This is a genomic window from Vibrio mimicus CAIM 602 (assembly GCF_000338875.1).
Taxonomy (GTDB): domain Bacteria; phylum Pseudomonadota; class Gammaproteobacteria; order Enterobacterales; family Vibrionaceae; genus Vibrio; species Vibrio mimicus.
The window spans coordinates 104,036-119,482 of sequence record NZ_AOMO01000066.1 but is presented as its reverse complement, the minus strand read 5'-3'; the positions used below and the strand labels follow the sequence as shown (position 1 = coordinate 119,482).

Annotated in this window: 15 protein-coding genes and 3 pseudogenes; 7 read left to right on the top strand and 11 right to left on the bottom strand. The window is 44.7% G+C overall.

The window, feature by feature from the left end:
- Positions 1 to 59: 59 nt before the first annotated feature.
- The gene (locus tag D908_RS02945) at positions 60 to 1,712 is read right to left on the bottom strand and encodes a SulP family inorganic anion transporter (RefSeq protein WP_005526855.1); all 1,653 of its coding nucleotides are present in this window, start codon (positions 1,710 to 1,712) and stop codon (positions 60 to 62) included.
- A gap of 148 nt (positions 1,713 to 1,860) precedes the next feature.
- Between D908_RS02945 and can the strand changes: the two genes are divergently transcribed.
- Positions 1,861 to 2,529 (top strand): carbonate dehydratase, encoded by a 669-nt coding sequence (can, locus tag D908_RS02950; RefSeq protein ID WP_001114113.1) that lies wholly within the window; start codon positions 1,861 to 1,863, stop codon positions 2,527 to 2,529.
- A 93-nt stretch (positions 2,530 to 2,622) separates the two neighbouring features.
- Here can and hpt read toward each other — a convergent pair whose 3' ends face one another.
- Positions 2,623 to 3,156, bottom strand: a complete 534-nt coding sequence (gene hpt / locus D908_RS02955; RefSeq protein ID WP_005526853.1) for a hypoxanthine phosphoribosyltransferase — start codon at positions 3,154 to 3,156, stop codon at positions 2,623 to 2,625.
- Positions 3,157 to 3,449: 293 nt separating this feature from the next.
- On the opposite strand from hpt, the gene hapR reads away from it, so the two are divergent.
- Complete coding sequence (gene hapR, locus D908_RS02960; RefSeq protein WP_000340102.1) at positions 3,450 to 4,061, top strand: quorum-sensing master transcriptional regulator HapR; 612 nt, start codon at positions 3,450 to 3,452, stop codon at positions 4,059 to 4,061.
- 115 nt (positions 4,062 to 4,176) lie between these two features.
- Here the strand turns inward: hapR and rsmI are convergent, their stop codons facing one another.
- The gene (rsmI, locus tag D908_RS02965) at positions 4,177 to 5,043 is read right to left on the bottom strand and encodes a 16S rRNA (cytidine(1402)-2'-O)-methyltransferase (RefSeq protein ID WP_000131534.1); all 867 of its coding nucleotides are present in this window, start codon (positions 5,041 to 5,043) and stop codon (positions 4,177 to 4,179) included.
- 69 nt (positions 5,044 to 5,112) lie between these two features.
- On the opposite strand from rsmI, the pseudogene D908_RS0119905 reads away from it, so the two are divergent.
- From D908_RS0119905 to D908_RS02980, 4 genes and pseudogenes are all read left to right on the top strand, one after another.
- Positions 5,113 to 6,917: pseudogene (locus D908_RS0119905) on the top strand (penicillin-binding protein activator).
- Entirely contained in the window at positions 6,904 to 7,272 is a 369-nt protein-coding gene (locus tag D908_RS02970; RefSeq protein WP_005526851.1) for a YraN family protein, read from the top strand. Before D908_RS0119905 ends, D908_RS02970 begins: the two are co-directional and overlap by 14 nt.
- Positions 7,273 to 7,275: 3 nt before the next feature.
- Positions 7,276 to 7,866, top strand: a complete 591-nt coding sequence (locus tag D908_RS02975; RefSeq protein WP_000887295.1) for a phosphoheptose isomerase — start codon at positions 7,276 to 7,278, stop codon at positions 7,864 to 7,866.
- Between the two features lie 2 nt (positions 7,867 to 7,868).
- Positions 7,869 to 8,438, top strand: a complete 570-nt coding sequence (locus tag D908_RS02980; RefSeq protein ID WP_000836324.1) for a BON domain-containing protein — start codon at positions 7,869 to 7,871, stop codon at positions 8,436 to 8,438.
- Positions 8,439 to 8,506: 68 nt separating this feature from the next.
- On the opposite strand, the gene sspB is transcribed toward D908_RS02980, so the two are convergent.
- The 8 genes and pseudogenes from sspB to zapE form a co-directional block, all read right to left on the bottom strand.
- The gene (sspB, locus tag D908_RS02985) at positions 8,507 to 8,980 is read right to left on the bottom strand and encodes a ClpXP protease specificity-enhancing factor (RefSeq protein WP_000351078.1); all 474 of its coding nucleotides are present in this window, start codon (positions 8,978 to 8,980) and stop codon (positions 8,507 to 8,509) included.
- A gap of 11 nt (positions 8,981 to 8,991) precedes the next feature.
- Positions 8,992 to 9,627 carry a stringent starvation protein SspA gene (sspA, locus tag D908_RS02990; RefSeq protein ID WP_000257304.1) on the bottom strand — a complete coding sequence of 212 codons (636 nt, stop codon included), beginning with the start codon at positions 9,625 to 9,627 and terminating at the stop codon, positions 8,992 to 8,994.
- Positions 9,628 to 9,726: 99 nt separating this feature from the next.
- Positions 9,727 to 10,464: a cytochrome c1 gene (locus D908_RS02995; RefSeq protein WP_005526845.1), complete on the bottom strand. Its 738-nt coding sequence runs from the start codon at positions 10,462 to 10,464 to the stop codon at positions 9,727 to 9,729.
- Positions 10,461 to 11,726, bottom strand: a complete 1,266-nt coding sequence (locus D908_RS03000) for a cytochrome b (protein ID WP_005526842.1) — start codon at positions 11,724 to 11,726, stop codon at positions 10,461 to 10,463. The genes D908_RS02995 and D908_RS03000 overlap by 4 nt, the downstream gene beginning before the upstream one ends.
- A pseudogene (petA, locus tag D908_RS0119900) lies at positions 11,726 to 12,318 on the bottom strand (ubiquinol-cytochrome c reductase iron-sulfur subunit). The gene D908_RS03000 and the pseudogene petA overlap by 1 nt, the downstream one beginning before the upstream one ends.
- Before the next feature lie 327 nt (positions 12,319 to 12,645).
- A complete protein-coding gene (gene rpsI, locus D908_RS03005) occupies positions 12,646 to 13,038 on the bottom strand; it encodes a 30S ribosomal protein S9 (RefSeq protein ID WP_000829823.1) in 393 nt (130 codons plus the stop codon).
- Between the two features lie 15 nt (positions 13,039 to 13,053).
- The gene (rplM, locus tag D908_RS03010) at positions 13,054 to 13,482 is read right to left on the bottom strand and encodes a 50S ribosomal protein L13 (protein ID WP_000847599.1); all 429 of its coding nucleotides are present in this window, start codon (positions 13,480 to 13,482) and stop codon (positions 13,054 to 13,056) included.
- Between the two features lie 223 nt (positions 13,483 to 13,705).
- Positions 13,706 to 14,810, bottom strand: a pseudogene (gene zapE / locus D908_RS0119890) (cell division protein ZapE).
- A gap of 153 nt (positions 14,811 to 14,963) precedes the next feature.
- Here zapE and zapG point away from each other — a divergent pair.
- The gene (gene zapG / locus D908_RS03015) at positions 14,964 to 15,407 is read left to right on the top strand and encodes a Z-ring associated protein ZapG (RefSeq protein ID WP_001145866.1); all 444 of its coding nucleotides are present in this window, start codon (positions 14,964 to 14,966) and stop codon (positions 15,405 to 15,407) included.
- The last annotated feature ends 40 nt before the right edge of the window (positions 15,408 to 15,447 follow it).

Here is a 15,447-nt window from a genome sequence, read left to right as displayed (position 1 = left end):
ATAAAAATGCCGCATCACTGCGGCACTTTACTTGGCGATTTATAGGCAATTTCTATTTTTCACTCACTAGCCGTGACCTGTTTTACCGCCGCATTCAGCGCTTCATAGCGGAAAGTGAACATGTTCTGATCCGGAACCAAATCAATGACATGAAACTTTTCTAATTCAGAGCGCGTTTTCTCATTAGGGCAGAGTAAATAGACTTCACAATTCGCTTCCTGTGCATCACGAATGGCGTTTTCTAACGCTAAGCCTACTGTCACATCAATCATAGGTACATCGGTTAAATCGAGGATCATCGCCTGATACTTATCTACACTGCTGTGTTGACGCGTAATGGCTTTCGAAACACTGAAAATCATCGGTCCCGACAGGTAGAAAAACAGCACCTTACCATTAGCTTTATCAAGCAGCTTGCGCTCACTTTCATTCAACGGCACATCATCGTCATCCGCATCACTGATCGCCTTCACTTGACGAGCTTGCTCTCGGCTTAAACGTTCAATCACCAAAATATTGGAGATAAATACTCCCAGCCCCACAGCCACAATCAAATCAACAAACACGGTCAACAGCATCACACCGTACATGATGGCCATGCCTTGTATGCTGATTTTGTGAGCACGTTGGATAAACGCCCAGTCGAGAATGTTCACCCCGACATACACTGCGATGCCAGCCAACACCGCCATTGGGATAGGCTCGGTTAAACCGCCAGCAACCAAAACCACCAGTGCTAATACTAAGGCTCGTGTCACTCCAGAGAGTGGTGAGCGCGCACCAACCTGAATGTTAGTCACTGTGCCCATAGTTGCCCCTGCACCGGGTAAAGCGCCAAAAAGCCCAGCCAGCATGTTGGCAATTCCCTGCCCTTGCAGTTCGCGATCGGAATCATGCTCTTTACGAGTTAACGAATCGCCGATTACCGCGGTTAACAGCGTATCAATACAGCCCAAAGTACCCAGCACCAAGGCATCAATCACCATAGTGACGAAAATTTCACTGTTAAACGTGGGAACCACTATACTTGGCAGGCCAGCAGGAATCTCACCAATACGACGAATATCGTCAGTATCAAAGAAAATGACTGAAAACAGCGTTACCGCCACCAATGCCACCAACTGTGCTGGCACTTGCTTGCGATATTTTTGTGGTAAAAAAAACAAAATTGCCAGTGTCAGTAGCCCCAAGAACAGCTCACTGAATTTTAGGTTGGCGAGCAACTCCGGCAGTGCTGATAAAGTACCCAGCACACCACCACCGGGAGAGGGATGACCAAGCAGTGGAGAAAGTTGCAGAATAATCAGTATCACCCCAATACCAGACATAAAGCCTGATACCACACTGTAAGGCATGAGCGTGATGTATTTTCCGAGTTTGAGCGTACCGAGCAGAATCTGAAACGCCCCCGCCATCATGACAACTGTAAACGCAATGGCCGCACCAGATTCAGGATAACGTGACACCATAGTGGTCAGTATCGCCGTCATAATCACTGTCATTGGTCCAGTAGGCTCTGAAATCAGCGTTGAAGAGCCACCAAACAAGGCCGCAAATAAACCAACAAGTATCGCGCCCCATAAGCCAGCTTCGGCTCCCGCACCAGAAGCCACACCAAATGCCAACGCCAATGGCAGTGAGATAATCGCTGTGGTTACCCCACCAAACAGGTCACCACGTAAATTAAGATCCGCAAATCGAGCCTGAAACACGCACAGTTCCTCAAGGTGTCATCAAATGCTCCATAGTTTATGATGAATGTTGTAAAAACACGTCAGATGAGTTGATCAGAAAGTAAATTAGATGAGCTTGAATTTGTAACATTGTGTATATTGTTGGCAATTAATTAAGGGAAGTAAGATGCCAGAAATTAAACAACTTTTTGAGAACAACTCAAAATGGTCTGAGTCGATCAAAGCAGAGAGTCCGGAGTACTTTGCCAAACTAGCTAAAGGGCAAAATCCGGATTTTTTATGGATTGGATGTGCTGACAGTCGAGTCCCTGCGGAGCGACTAACTGGCCTCTATTCCGGCGAACTGTTTGTTCACCGGAATGTGGCCAATCAGGTGATCCATACCGACCTCAACTGTTTATCAGTTGTTCAGTACGCGGTTGATGTGCTGCAAGTCAAACACATTATTGTCTGTGGTCATTATGGATGTGGTGGCGTTACCGCAGCGATCGATAATCCACAGTTAGGCTTGATCAATAACTGGTTGCTGCATATTCGTGATTACTATCTCAAGCATCGCGACTACTTGGAGCAAATGCCTGCTGAAGATCGCTCCGACAAACTGGCCGAAATCAACGTTGCCGAGCAAGTGTACAACTTAGCGAATTCGACGGTACTACAAAACGCATGGGAGCGTGGACAGTCCGTTGAAGTACACGGTTTCGTGTATGGTATTGGTGATGGCCGATTGGAATACCTCGGTGTACGCTGCGCTTCACGAAGTGCCGTTGAAGATAACTACCACAAAGCGTTAGAGATGATTCTCAATCCAGAACATCGCTTACTGTGTCGATAATTTCTTGCCACATCTAAGCCGCCAAATAATAACGCCCACTAATTCAGTGGGCGTTTTAATAGATGATTCGGATGTCAGCCGTAACTCTAGAACTTACTCACCAAGAGGCACGACTTTACCAATATAAGGTAAGTGGCGATATTTCTGCGCGTAGTCGATACCCACACCAACCACAAACTCATCAGGAATTTCAAAACCAACCCAATTCACCTCAACTTCAACTTCACGGCGAGTCGGCTTATCAAGCAAAGTACAGATACGAATTGATTTAGGTTCGCGCAGGGCCAAAATCTCTTTTACTTTATTGAGGGTGTTGCCCGTATCAATAATGTCTTCAACCAGCAACACATCTTTACCTTTGATGTCATCGTCCAGATCTTTCAGGATGCGCACATCGCGTGAGCTTTCCATACTGTTTCCATAACTAGAAGCAGTCATAAAATCGACTTGATGAGTCAGATGGATTTGACGAGCGAGATCAGCCATAAAAACGAAAGAGCCACGCAACAATCCAACCAGAACTAAATCATCACTACCTTGATAATGTTCGGTGATCTGTTGACCTAATTCGCGAATTCGCTTGGCGACTTCCTGCTCAGAAATCATGACTTCAACTGTGTGTTTCATACCATTCTCGTTGTGTTGGGCGATTTCAGCATCGCTGACTTTGGTGGCGCGTATAGTACCACCTCACTCAGACCCTGTTAATCGTTTCCCTGCGCAACCAAGCTCTGTTATGAGCTCACTCAATAAAAAGATTTGAAACGACAAATAATTAACATAATTGCACAATTTTCACCCAACAAAGATTGACCTCACTCATATGCACCATTACACTCATAGGGCTTTAAAGAGCAAATAACAAAATAATCATTAGAGCAAAATGCTCAAACAACTCAAATTGGCAAGGATATTTACCTATGGACGCATCAATCGAAAAACGCCCTCGGACTCGGCTATCTCCACAAAAACGTAAACTACAACTGATGGAAATCGCATTAGAAGTGTTTGCAACTCGCGGCATTGGCCGCGGCGGTCATGCCGACATCGCTGAAATTGCGCAAGTTTCAGTAGCGACAGTATTTAACTACTTCCCAACTCGTGAAGATCTGGTCGACGACGTACTGAACTTTGTGGTTCGTCAGTATTCCAACTTCCTCACTGATCACATCGATCTAGATTTAGAAGCTAAAAGCAACCTACAAACACTGTGCAAAGAAATGGTGAAACTCGCCATGACTGACTGCCATTGGCTAAAAGTATGGTTTGAATGGAGTGCTTCGACTCGTGATGAAGTTTGGCCGTTGTTTGTTTCGACCAACCGCACCAACCAGTTACTGATCAAAAACATGTTCATCAAAGCGATGGAGCGTGGTGAATTGTGTGAGAAACACGATGTAGACAATATGGCGAGCCTGTTCCACGGCATCTTCTACTCTATCTTCCTACAAGTAAATCGCTTGGGCGAACAGGAAGCAGTGTATAAGTTAGTCGATAGCTATCTCAACATGCTGTGTATCTACAAGAACTAGTTTCTAAGACATTTTTAAGGGCGCATTAAGCGCCCTTTTTATTTCCATACTCAAAGAAACTGCACTCAAATTACGTGGTGTTGCAGCCCACACCGCAGCAGCTTCAGTCGGTAGGTTATTCGCCTAAGTTTTCTAATCCCCACTTATACAAAGCGTTCTTCTTCAATTGATGAATTTCAGCAACAAGAGCAGCTGCTTTTTTCAATGGTAGTTCTTTAGTCAAAATCGCTAAGGTACGCAAAGCATCATCCGGCAGTTCTTGCTCACCTGCATCACGATAACCATGCACTAGCAGCACCATTTCACCTTTCTTACGGTTATCGTCTTCAGCGATCCATTCAATCAACTCAGCCAAAGGCATGCCTTGAATCGTTTCGAAAGTCTTGGTCAATTCACGTGCCAAAACCACCTCACGTTCTGCACCCAGTACTTCAAGCATATCTTGCAGTGACTCGCAGATTCGATGTGGTGATTCATAAAAAATACACGTGCGCGCTACTTTCGCTATTTCTAAGAACTTATCTTTACGTGCTTTGCTTTTAGCCGGCAAAAAGCCTTCAAAACTAAAGCAATCAGAAGGCAGACCCGATGCACTGAGTGCCGTGATTACTGCACATGGTCCAGGAAGTGGCACAACTTTAACGCCCGCTTGACGACATTGTGTAACCAGATGGTAACCTGGGTCGCTAATCAGCGGCGTTCCTGCGTCAGACACAAGCGCAATCGATAGCCCTGACAAAAGTTTATCAACCAATACCTGCGCTTTTTGTTGCTCATTGTGATCATGCAAAGCAAAGGTTTTGGTGGTGATATTAAAATGGGCTAATAACTTGCCCGTATGACGTGTATCTTCGGCCGCAATCATATCGACACTGGCTAACACGTCTAATGCTCGTTGCGTGATGTCTCCCAGATTACCAATTGGGGTTGGGACAATATAAAGAGTTGGAGCACCATTTGGTGCAGTTTTATTATCTGTCATTTGTTTACCATCACATCAACGATTAATATAGAGACAATTTTACACGGACTAACGAAAGAACTCATGGCTATGAACCACCATCAGCGACGCAGTGTACCACGCTTACTCACTCCGATTGCATTATCAATCGTGTTATCGGCCTGTTCGACCCAACCTTCTTCTCCGGATATGGTCGATATTACCGCTCAGCCGCTGCTCACAGCGCAAACTTACTTGATGCGTGCCGACGCAAGCCAAGGCACTCAGCAAAATGATTGGTTGATCATGGCTCTGAAAGCGGCCATTGAAGAAAACAATCCAGATCAAGCTCAACTCCTGATCATGCGCCTTGCCAAGCAGCCACTAACACCGACTCAACAGGCACAGTGGCAACTCTTGCGCGCTCAATTGCTGGTTAATGCAGAGCAGTATCAAGAAGCACTCGATCAACTTAGTTTCCAAGCCAACTGGTCATTGCCACAGGTTCAATGGCAACAATATCACCAGTTACGCGCCGACATTTTTACCGCGCTTGATCGCTCTTTCGATTCAACCCGAGAGCTGATTGCACTGTATGACATGACTTCCACTAAAGAGCAGGAAGCTTTGGCAGATCAGATCTGGCTAATCTGAATCACTATTCAGCCAGTAAAATTATCAAGCTGTCTGCTGAACCCGATGAAGTACAACTGGATGGTTGGTTACAGCTTGCGATCTACATGAAAACACTAGGTAGCGATCTGCCACAGTTGAAAAACACCCTAGAAAAATGGTTGGCTGAAAATCCTCAGCATCCTGCTGCCATTTATACCCCGAAAGCCATCTCAGATATTCTGGCTTTAGAAATTGTAAAACCGACCAACACTGCCTTGTTATTGCCGTTAACGGGTAAATTTGCGAAACAAGCACAATTTATTCGTGATGGATTTGTGTTTGCGATGATGAACGATGCAGATCGTCAACCAGAAGCAACGCTGACTATCATTGATACCAATGCAGAAACGCTTGAATCTGTTGATGCTATCCTGACCAACAAGCAAATCGATTTTGTCGTAGGACCACTCATCAAAGGCAACATCGAAAAATTGCAGCAGTTCCAACAAAGTCGTGGGCAAACGCTCCCAACATTGGCACTCAACATCCCAGATCAAATTGATACGGCAGCTGGCACTTGTTATCTCGCTTTATCACCAGAACAAGAAGTCGCTCAAGCAGCAAAACATTTGTTCAGCCAAGGCTACCGTTATCCACTAATCCTTGCACCGCAAAACAGCTATGGTGAGCGTGTGGTTGAAGCGTTTAATGAAGAATGGCGTCGCTTTAGCAAGAATAAAGTTGCGGTAAATTTGTTTGGTGACAAACGCCAATTACAACGCAACATCAACTCTATTTTCGGCTTGCAAGATAGCCAGCAAAACATCGCGCAGATGGAATCACTGGTAGGTATGGGGTTAGAAAGCCAGCCACGTAGTCGCCGTGATATTGATGCGGTTTATATTGTTGCTAACAGTTCCGAACTGACTCTGATCAAACCTTTTATCGAAGTGGCTATTAATCCAGATACCCGTCCACCTAAGCTGTTTTCTAACTCCAACAGTAACACTGGTGGCCGTCAGTACGAAGATTTGTCTGGCGTAACTTACAGTGATATTCCTCTGCTTGTTCACCCAACACCAAGCATCAAACAGCAAATGGCTCAAATCTGGCCCGAAAGCTCAAATGCAGAACGCCGTTTACAAGCTCTTGGTATGGATGCTTATCAGTTGATGGTTGAACTTCCACAAATGAAAATCGTCGAAGGTTATACGATTGACGGTCAAACTGGTGTGTTAAGCATTGATGACCAATGTGTGGTTCAACGTGAAATCAGTTGGGCGGAGCATGGTGTTCGCTAACTCTCGACATCAAGGCAATCACTATGAACAAATGGCGGCGGATTATCTTTGCCGCCAAGGGCTTTCACTCGTTACTCAAAATGTAAACTATCGCCTTGGCGAATTAGATTTAGTCATGCGCGATGGTTCAACACTAGTATTTGTAGAAGTACGATACCGAGCCAGTACAAGCTATGGTCATGCAGCAGAAACTGTGACCCCAAGTAAACGAGCTCGCTTGATCAAAGCAGCAAATTGTTGGATGCTCGCCAACAAGATTAATAGTCACAGTGCGGATTTTCGCTTTGATGTAGTTGCCATACACCAGCAAGGGCAGCATATCGAATGGTTAAAAAACGCTATTACTGAAGGATAAACGATGCTCGATAGCATTAAAGACAGTTTTACCGAAAGCATTCAAATTCAGATCGCCGCTGCCGAAGCACTACCAGATGCTATTATGCACGCAGCACAAGCAATGGTCGCTAGCCTGCTCAACGGCCACAAAATTCTCTGCTGTGGTAATGGTGGGTCATCAGTCAATGCGCAACAATTTGTGTCTTGCCTTCTTAACCGCTTTGAAACTGAACGTCCAAGCCTACCCGGTATGGCTCTCACTGCAGACAACACCACTCTAACCGCTGTCGCTAACGACTACCACTATCAGGAGATTTTCTCCAAGCAGGTACGAGCATTTGGGCAACCTGGAGATATCTTGCTGGCTATATCCACCAGCGGCAACAGCAAAAATATTATTAAAGCGATGGAAGCTGCCGTAACCCGTGATATGACAATCATTGCACTGACAGGCAAAGATGGTGGTGAGATGGCAGGTTTGCTTGGCGAAAATGATGTGGAAATTCGCATTCCATCACACCGCACAGCTCGCATTCATGAAGTTCACATGGTGACACTGCACTGCCTGTGTGATTTGATTGACCAAGTGTTATTCCCAGCCCATGAAGAGTGATCATGAAAAGTATTAGACTTCTTATCCTTTCTGGCTTGCTAGTCACCTTGAGTGGATGTGCAGGACTTTTTATCGCTGGTGCAGCAACGACTGCCAATATTGTCATCGATCCGCGCAGTACCCAAGAAATCTGGCAAGATAATAATGTGGAATTGGAAGTGGCGGGTCTTGCCAATAAAGAGCCCTACCGCAAAGATACCCGTATTTCTGCAGTTTCTTATCGAGGAACGGTCGTCTTACTGGGTCAATCACGTAACGAAGCGATTTTAGAACAGTTCATCTCCCAAGCTCGCCAACTAAAAGGTGTGAAAGAGCTGCATAACCAAGTACAGATCAAAGCACCGCTTTCTGTGGGAGAAATCAGCAATGACAGTTGGATCACAACTAAAGTGAAATCCGCATTACTGACGAAGTCGGAACTTAATGGGATAAAAATTAAGGTTGTAACAGAAGATCGTGTTGTCTACTTGTTTGGCTATGTTTCAGCAGAGCACGCGGATATCGCAATTGATGTAGCAAGAAACATCATTGGGGTAAAACAAGTAGTAAAAGCCTTTGAGTACGCTCAATAACTTGTTCATTAACATATTATGAAAAAGGCAGCGATGAACGCTGCCTTTTTTGCATTATAAAAACGTGCTTACTTAACTACTCGCAAACTTGGTCTACCTTTCGGGCGAGACGCTGGTGCTTCCTCATCAGAATGCTCATCATCTGAACCATTCTCCAGCTCAACTAGAGGTTCCTCTAAATCTAATTCTTCAGAAAACTCCATCGTATCAAGATAAGCTGGCTCTGGTTCAAACATGGTGCCTGCACCGTTTTCACGGGCATAAATCGCCTGAACAGCATAAATCGGCACAATAACCAAATGAGGGCGACCACCAAAACGAGCATTGAAAGTGACTTCTTCATTGCCCAGTTCTAAGTGCCCAACCGCACGCGGTGCCACATTAAGAATGATTTGACCATCTTGAACGTATTCAAGCGGTACTTTCACTCCTGGCAGCGTTGCATCAACCACTAGGTGTGGTGTAAGTTCGTTTTCCAACAGCCAATCATAAAATGCACGTAGCAAATAAGGTCGGCGTGGTGTCATTTGACCAATATCCATTCCGGCATCCATTAACGAGCCAGACGCATCTCGCGTTCTGCTTCTGTAAGAGAAGCAAGGAATGAATCACGTTCAAATACACGGTTCATATACACTTTTAGCTCTTTAGATCCTGGACCAATTAAATCAATACCAAGAACTGGTAAACGCCACAGTAATGGTGCTAAATAGCAGTCGATCAAGCTGAACTCTTCACTCATAAAGTATTCAAACTCAGCAAAAACAGGACCAAGAGTCAGCAAGTCATTACGCAGTTTATTACGCGCATTTTCAGCAACTTCAGGTGAGCCATTAACCACTTTTTCCGCCAATGAATACCAGTTTCTTTCGATACGGTAGATCATCAAACGGCTATTACCACGCGCAACTGGGTAAACTGGCATCAGTGGCGGATGAGGGAAACGCTCGTCCAAGTATTCCATGATGATCTTTGAGTCATACAGAGCAAGCTCACGATCAACCAATGTAGGAACCGTTTTATAAGGATTCAGCTCAATCAGTTCCGCTGGAAGGTTGTTTTCATCAACCAACTCTACTTCAAAACTGACGCCTTTTTCAGCTAGCACAATGCGAACCTGATGGCTATACATGTCAGATGCACTTGAAAACAGAGTCATCACAGAACGTTTGTTGGCAGCTACAGCCATGGAGCCCTCCAGTACATATACGGGTACAAAAAATCAATGGAGGCTAAAGCCTCCACTGATGAGTTAACAATCGGGAATTAGCGCAGCATAATAGCACAATTAGTGCACATCACGCCAATACTCTTTCTTAAGCGCTACTACCACAATAGTGAAAATGACTAGGAAGGCCATGGTCCACCAGCCTAAGCTTTGACGCTCAAGCTTCATCGGCTCACCTGAATATTCAAGAAAGTTAACCAAGTCACGTACGGCTTGATTGTACTCACCTTCACTCAATTCACCGTTACCACGCGACTTAACGCCAACAACATGTTGAACCTCAACACCATCGATAACTTTAGTTTCATAGATAGGTTCTGGTGTACCTTGAAGCTCTTCCAATACATGTGGCATACCAACACTTGGGAACACAATGTTGTTCACACCGAATGGACGTGATGGATCTGTGTAGAAAGAACGCAAATAGGTGTATAACCAGTCCGTTCCACGTACACGAGCCACCAGAGTTAAATCTGGCGGTGGAGCCCCAAACCATTTCGCAGATGATTTATCCGGAATCGCATTCTCCATCAATTCACCAACTTTGGTTTCAGGATTGAAAATCAGGTTTTCCTTCATCAGGTCAACTGGAATACCGAGATCGTTAGCCACTCGTTCATAGCGTTGATACTGCGTAGAATGACAGCCAAAGCAGTAGTTCATGAATAACTTAGCACCATTTTGCAGTGATGCTTGATCCGTTAAATCGTTATTCGCTTTATCTAAATGCACATTAGCACCAGCCGCCATAGCCAGTGATGGCAGCATAGCAAACAAAACTACAATCCATTTTTTCATTTGTATGTCACCCTTGTTGGTAATGGCTTGGTCGCTTCATTTTTGCTGTAGATGAAAAGCAGCACAAAGAACATGAAGTAACCCAAACTAAAGATTCGAGCCAGTAAGGTATATGTTGATGTTGCTGGTAAAGCACCCAGTACACCTAATGCAATGAAACAAACGGTAAATTGTGCAATGTTAATGAGATGCAACTTACTACGATAACGATAAGAACGTACTTTACAACGATCTAACCAAGGCAATAGGAACAGAACGACAATTGACGCCCCCATCGCAATAACACCTAGTAACTTATCTGGAACCGCACGCAAGATCGCGTAAAACGGTGTGAAATACCAAACAGGAGCAATATGAGCAGGTGTTTTCAGTGGGTTAGCAGCTTCAAAGTTGGGCGGCTCAAGGAAATATCCACCCATTTCTGGATTGAAGAACAATACATAACAGAATAAGAACAAGAAGCCCGCCACACCCACTAAGTCTTTAACCGTTCCATAAGGATGGAATGGGATAGAGTCGATAATGTCGTATTTTTTGGTGTAGTAACCATGAAACTTGAACTGAGTCTCATAGCCTTCACCCATAGACCCTTTCGGTAGTTTAGTATCAATACCGTCTGGGTTGTTTGAGCCAACTTCATGCAGTGCCAAAACATGCAATACAATCAGCAGCAATAACACAATTGGCAATGCAATTACGTGCAACGCAAAGAAACGGTTCAATGTTGCGCCAGAAATAACGTAGTCACCACGAATCCATAGAGTTAAATCATCGCCGATAACAGGAATTGCACCGAACAGCGAAATGATTACCTGTGCACCCCAGTAAGACATTTGTCCCCAAGGTAGCAAGTACCCCATAAAAGCTTCAGCCATCAGCACGAGGAAAATCAACATACCGAAAAGCCACAGCAACTCACGAGGTTTCTGATATGAGCCGTAAATCAAACCACGGAACATGTGTAGGTAAACCACCACGAAAAATGCAGATGCACCGGTTGAGTGCATATAACGCAGCAACCAACCATACTCAACATCACGCATGATGTATTCAATAGAGGCAAATGCGCCTTCACCAGAAGGAACGTAGTTCATCGTTAGCCAAATACCGGTCAGGATTTGGTTAACCAGCACCAACATAGCAAGTGAGCCAAACAGATACCAAAAGTTAAAATTCTTTGGCATCGGATACTCAGAAAGGTGCTTTTTATACGCATTCATTGCAGGTAGGCGTTTTTCTACCCAGTCAAGTAGAGCTTGCATTATGCCTCCCCTGTCTCATCGAGACCGATGACAATTTTGGTATCAGTGAGATACATATGTTTCGGAATTACCAAGTTAAGTGGAGCTGGAACGCCTTGGAATACACGGCCAGCCATATCAAACTTAGAACCATGACATGGACAGAAGAAGCCGGATTTCACCCCTTGAACTTGCTCACTGAAAGAGTCAGGAAGATAAGTTGGAGAGCACCCAAGGTGAGTACAGATACCGACGGCAATAAAATATTCAGGCTTAATAGAACGATAGCCATTTTGTGCATAGTTAGGCTGTTGTTCTTCATCAGAGTTTGGATCACGAAGTTGGTTATCATGCTCCTTAAGACCATCCACTACTGATTGTGCTCGGCGTACAACCCATACAGCTTGCCTCGCCATTCAACACGAACCATTTGCCCCTCTTCGAGTTTGCTGACATCAACCTCGACGGGGGCTCCAGCAGCTTTCGCTTTAGCACTAGGATTCCATGATTTAATAAAAGGTACAGCGACCGCGACAGCTCCTAAACCACCCACAACTGCAGTTGTGGCAGTAAGAAATCGTCTGCGACCTTGATTTAGAGGCGCATTACTCATCCAGACATTCTCCCATTTGCTCCTTATGGATCCTGCATATTCCGTTTAAAGAGCAAGGCTAACAAACACGAGTTTATTTTGTATTTATTTGATAGCAAATGATAAATAAAACCCTACTTTTTGACAAGATAAAGCTACCTTTCTGTAACATTTGTCAATTCAAATCGCTCGCGACATCACAAAAGGAACAAGTTATTTATGGCGTATAGAAAGGATAATGGTACGGGGGTTTGTTTCTTGATTTTAGAATGTAAAAAACCCGGCTGAAAAGCCGGGTTTTTGAACCACATCCAGTAACACTGGAGCGCATTTTTCCAAAAAGGAAAATTAACGCTTAGAGAACTGTGGACGACGACGTGCTTTACGTAGACCCACTTTCTTACGTTCAACGCGACGAGCGTCACGAGTAACGTAGCCAGCAGCACGTAGAACAGGACGTAGAGACTCATCGTATTCCATCAGAGCGCGAGTGATACCGTGACGGATAGCACCTGCTTGACCAGAAATACCACCACCTTTAACAGTGATGTACAGATCCAGTTTTTCTACCATGTCAACCAGTTCTAGAGGTTGTTTAACAACCATACAAGAAGTTGGACGACCGAAGTACTCTTCAAGGCTACGCTTGTTGATTACGATGTTGCCGCTGCCTGGTTTAATAAAAACACGAGCAGCTGAGCTTTTGCGACGGCCAGTGCCGTAGTATTGATTCTCTGCCATTTCCGAAATCCCCGATTAGATGTCCAGTACTTTTGGTTGTTGAGCAGCATGGTTGTGCTCAGCGCCAGCGTAAACTTTTAGCTTACGGTACATAGCACGGCCTAGAGGACCTTTTGGCAACATACCTTTAACCGCTAACTCAAGTACCATTTCTGGCTTACGCTCAATCAGCTTCTCGAAGCTGAATGACTTCAGGCCACCTGGGAACTCAGAGTGACGGTGGTACATTTTGTTCTTAGCCTTGTTACCTGTAACAGTAACTTTCTCCGCGTTAACAACGATGATGTAATCACCAGTGTCAACGTGTGGAGTGTATTCAGCTTTGTGTTTGCCACGTAGGCGAGATGCAATTTCACTTGCTAGACGGCCAAGAGTTTTACCTTCAGCGTCTACAACGTACCAGTCGCGTTTTACAGTTTCTGGTTTAGCAACGAAAGTTTTCATGCTAATAATAACCCGTTAATTTAAATTTACACTTCAAGGAGCTTTCGCTCCCACTGTCTAAGAGCCCAGTCATCACCCCTTCGAGTGGGTGGCACTCTCGGTCACAAAGGACCTGCAGTAACGGTGGGTCGCAGGATTATAGAGAAGGGCGCAGAAAAAATCACCTTTTTTTGAAGAAAAAGATAAAAAAATCCCACCTCTTGTTGATACCTTGTTTGCACCGTTAAGCTAAATGTTGTTTCGCCAAATATTCATGGCTTTGCATCTCAACAAGTCTTGATTGGCAACGTTTAAACTCGAACTCTAGCAAACCCTGCAAATATAACTCTGCCATGCTGACTTCGGCTGAAATAATTAATTTTACATGCCGCTCATAAAATTCATCTACCAACGCGATGAACCGCCTTGCTGCATCATCGTTACTTTTATCCATCTGTTTCACATCAGCTAAAAGCACTGTGTGATAAATCTTCGACAATTCAATGTAGTCATTCTGGCTACGGGCCGTTTGGCATAGCTGAGCAAAGGTCGCATACAACACACCATCACAGGCGGCGTTCACGGGCACAAGACGATGATTTACTTCTATTTGGTTCTCAGGCTGTTGATCCGAGCTGATCAACTGTTGGAAATAACGCTGGAGATTTTCAGTCGCTTGTGCATCAAGAGGGTAATGATAGATTTCGGCTTGCTGCAATGTCCGTAAGCGGTAATCAACCCCGCTATCGACATTCAATACGTGGCAGTGGGTTTCCACCAAGGCAATCGCGGGTAAAAAGCGAGCTCGCTGTAACCCATTACGGTACAGATCTTTGGGGGGAATATTGGAGGTCGCAACCAACACTACGCCTCGTCTAAATAGAGCTTCAAACAAAGTCCCTAAGATCATCGCATCCGTAATATCCGAAACAAAGAACTCATCAAAGCAGATAATATTGGCTTCGGCACAGAAGCGATCAGCAACGATTTCCAAGGGATCACTTACATCAGATAACGTGCGTAACTCATCATGAACTCGATACATGAAACGATGAAAATGAACCCGCAGCTTTTTCTCAGTCGGTAATGCTTCAAAAAAAGTGTCCATCAGGTAGGTTTTTCCTCGCCCAACCCCCCCCCACCATATAGAGCCCTTTGGGAGGCTGAGAAACGTGTGTTTTCTTACCCAATAATTTCTGCCACACAGAAGGTCGTACCACTGGCTGGTTTAGATACTCTATCCACTGGTGGTACAGATTATCCAATGCCTCTACGGCACGCGCCTGTGCTTCATCGCTATAAAAATCAGTGCGTTGTAAATCTTTTTCGTATCGCTGCTTCGGTGTCATACTGGTCTACTACAGTTACAATGAGAGCCATAAACGCAAAATCACGTGTATGCATTTTGCTTTATCCAACCTGACTCTCATAGTAACATGTCCCCCGTACATGTGTAACCGATGGGTAAAAAACATGTTAAATAACAACAATAAGGAGCTGTTATGCCTTGGATCTATGCCATTGCTGGATTGCTAGTGGGGATTGTTGTCGGGATGCTGATTGCTCGTTTGACTACCCCTCAATACAAGACACAGAAGAATCTGCAGAAAGAACTCGAAAGCGCCAAATTTACCCTAGAGCAACAGCGTCAAGAACTGTCTGACCACTTTGCCCAGACAGCCGAAATGCTCGATACCCTAGGAAAAGATTACACCAAACTCTATCAACACATGGCTAAAACGGCCACCGATCTAATTCCTAACCTACCTGAGCAAGATAACCCGTTTATCAGCAAAATTGCTCAGCAAAAAGAGGAAGAAAACAAACCGGAAGAGATGCTAGAACAGCCACCTAAAGATTATGCTACCGGAGCTACCGGGCTTTTACGTGGTGAAGAAAAAGCTATCATCCGATCTGCTGATTTGGTTAATGCCAAAGCCAGCTAATTAATTTGCACCGTAATGCGGTGAACTTTGCAAAGGTTTT

Coding starts and splice junctions, on each gene's coding strand:
- can (WP_001114113.1), top strand. CDS start 1,861: ATGCCAGAAATTAAACAACTTTTTGAGAACAACTCAAAATGGTCTGAG.
- hpt (WP_005526853.1), bottom strand. CDS start 3,156: ATGAAACACACAGTTGAAGTCATGATTTCTGAGCAGGAAGTCGCCAAG.
- hapR (WP_000340102.1), top strand. CDS start 3,450: ATGGACGCATCAATCGAAAAACGCCCTCGGACTCGGCTATCTCCACAA.
- rsmI (WP_000131534.1), bottom strand. CDS start 5,043: ATGACAGATAATAAAACTGCACCAAATGGTGCTCCAACTCTTTATATT.
- D908_RS02970 (WP_005526851.1), top strand. CDS start 6,904: ATGGTGTTCGCTAACTCTCGACATCAAGGCAATCACTATGAACAAATG.
- D908_RS02975 (WP_000887295.1), top strand. CDS start 7,276: ATGCTCGATAGCATTAAAGACAGTTTTACCGAAAGCATTCAAATTCAG.
- D908_RS02980 (WP_000836324.1), top strand. CDS start 7,869: ATGAAAAGTATTAGACTTCTTATCCTTTCTGGCTTGCTAGTCACCTTG.
- sspB (WP_000351078.1), bottom strand. CDS start 8,980: ATGGATATTGGTCAAATGACACCACGCCGACCTTATTTGCTACGTGCA.
- sspA (WP_000257304.1), bottom strand. CDS start 9,627: ATGGCTGTAGCTGCCAACAAACGTTCTGTGATGACTCTGTTTTCAAGT.
- D908_RS02995 (WP_005526845.1), bottom strand. CDS start 10,464: ATGAAAAAATGGATTGTAGTTTTGTTTGCTATGCTGCCATCACTGGCT.
- D908_RS03000 (WP_005526842.1), bottom strand. CDS start 11,726: ATGCAAGCTCTACTTGACTGGGTAGAAAAACGCCTACCTGCAATGAAT.
- rpsI (WP_000829823.1), bottom strand. CDS start 13,038: ATGGCAGAGAATCAATACTACGGCACTGGCCGTCGCAAAAGCTCAGCT.
- rplM (WP_000847599.1), bottom strand. CDS start 13,482: ATGAAAACTTTCGTTGCTAAACCAGAAACTGTAAAACGCGACTGGTAC.
- zapG (WP_001145866.1), top strand. CDS start 14,964: ATGCCTTGGATCTATGCCATTGCTGGATTGCTAGTGGGGATTGTTGTC.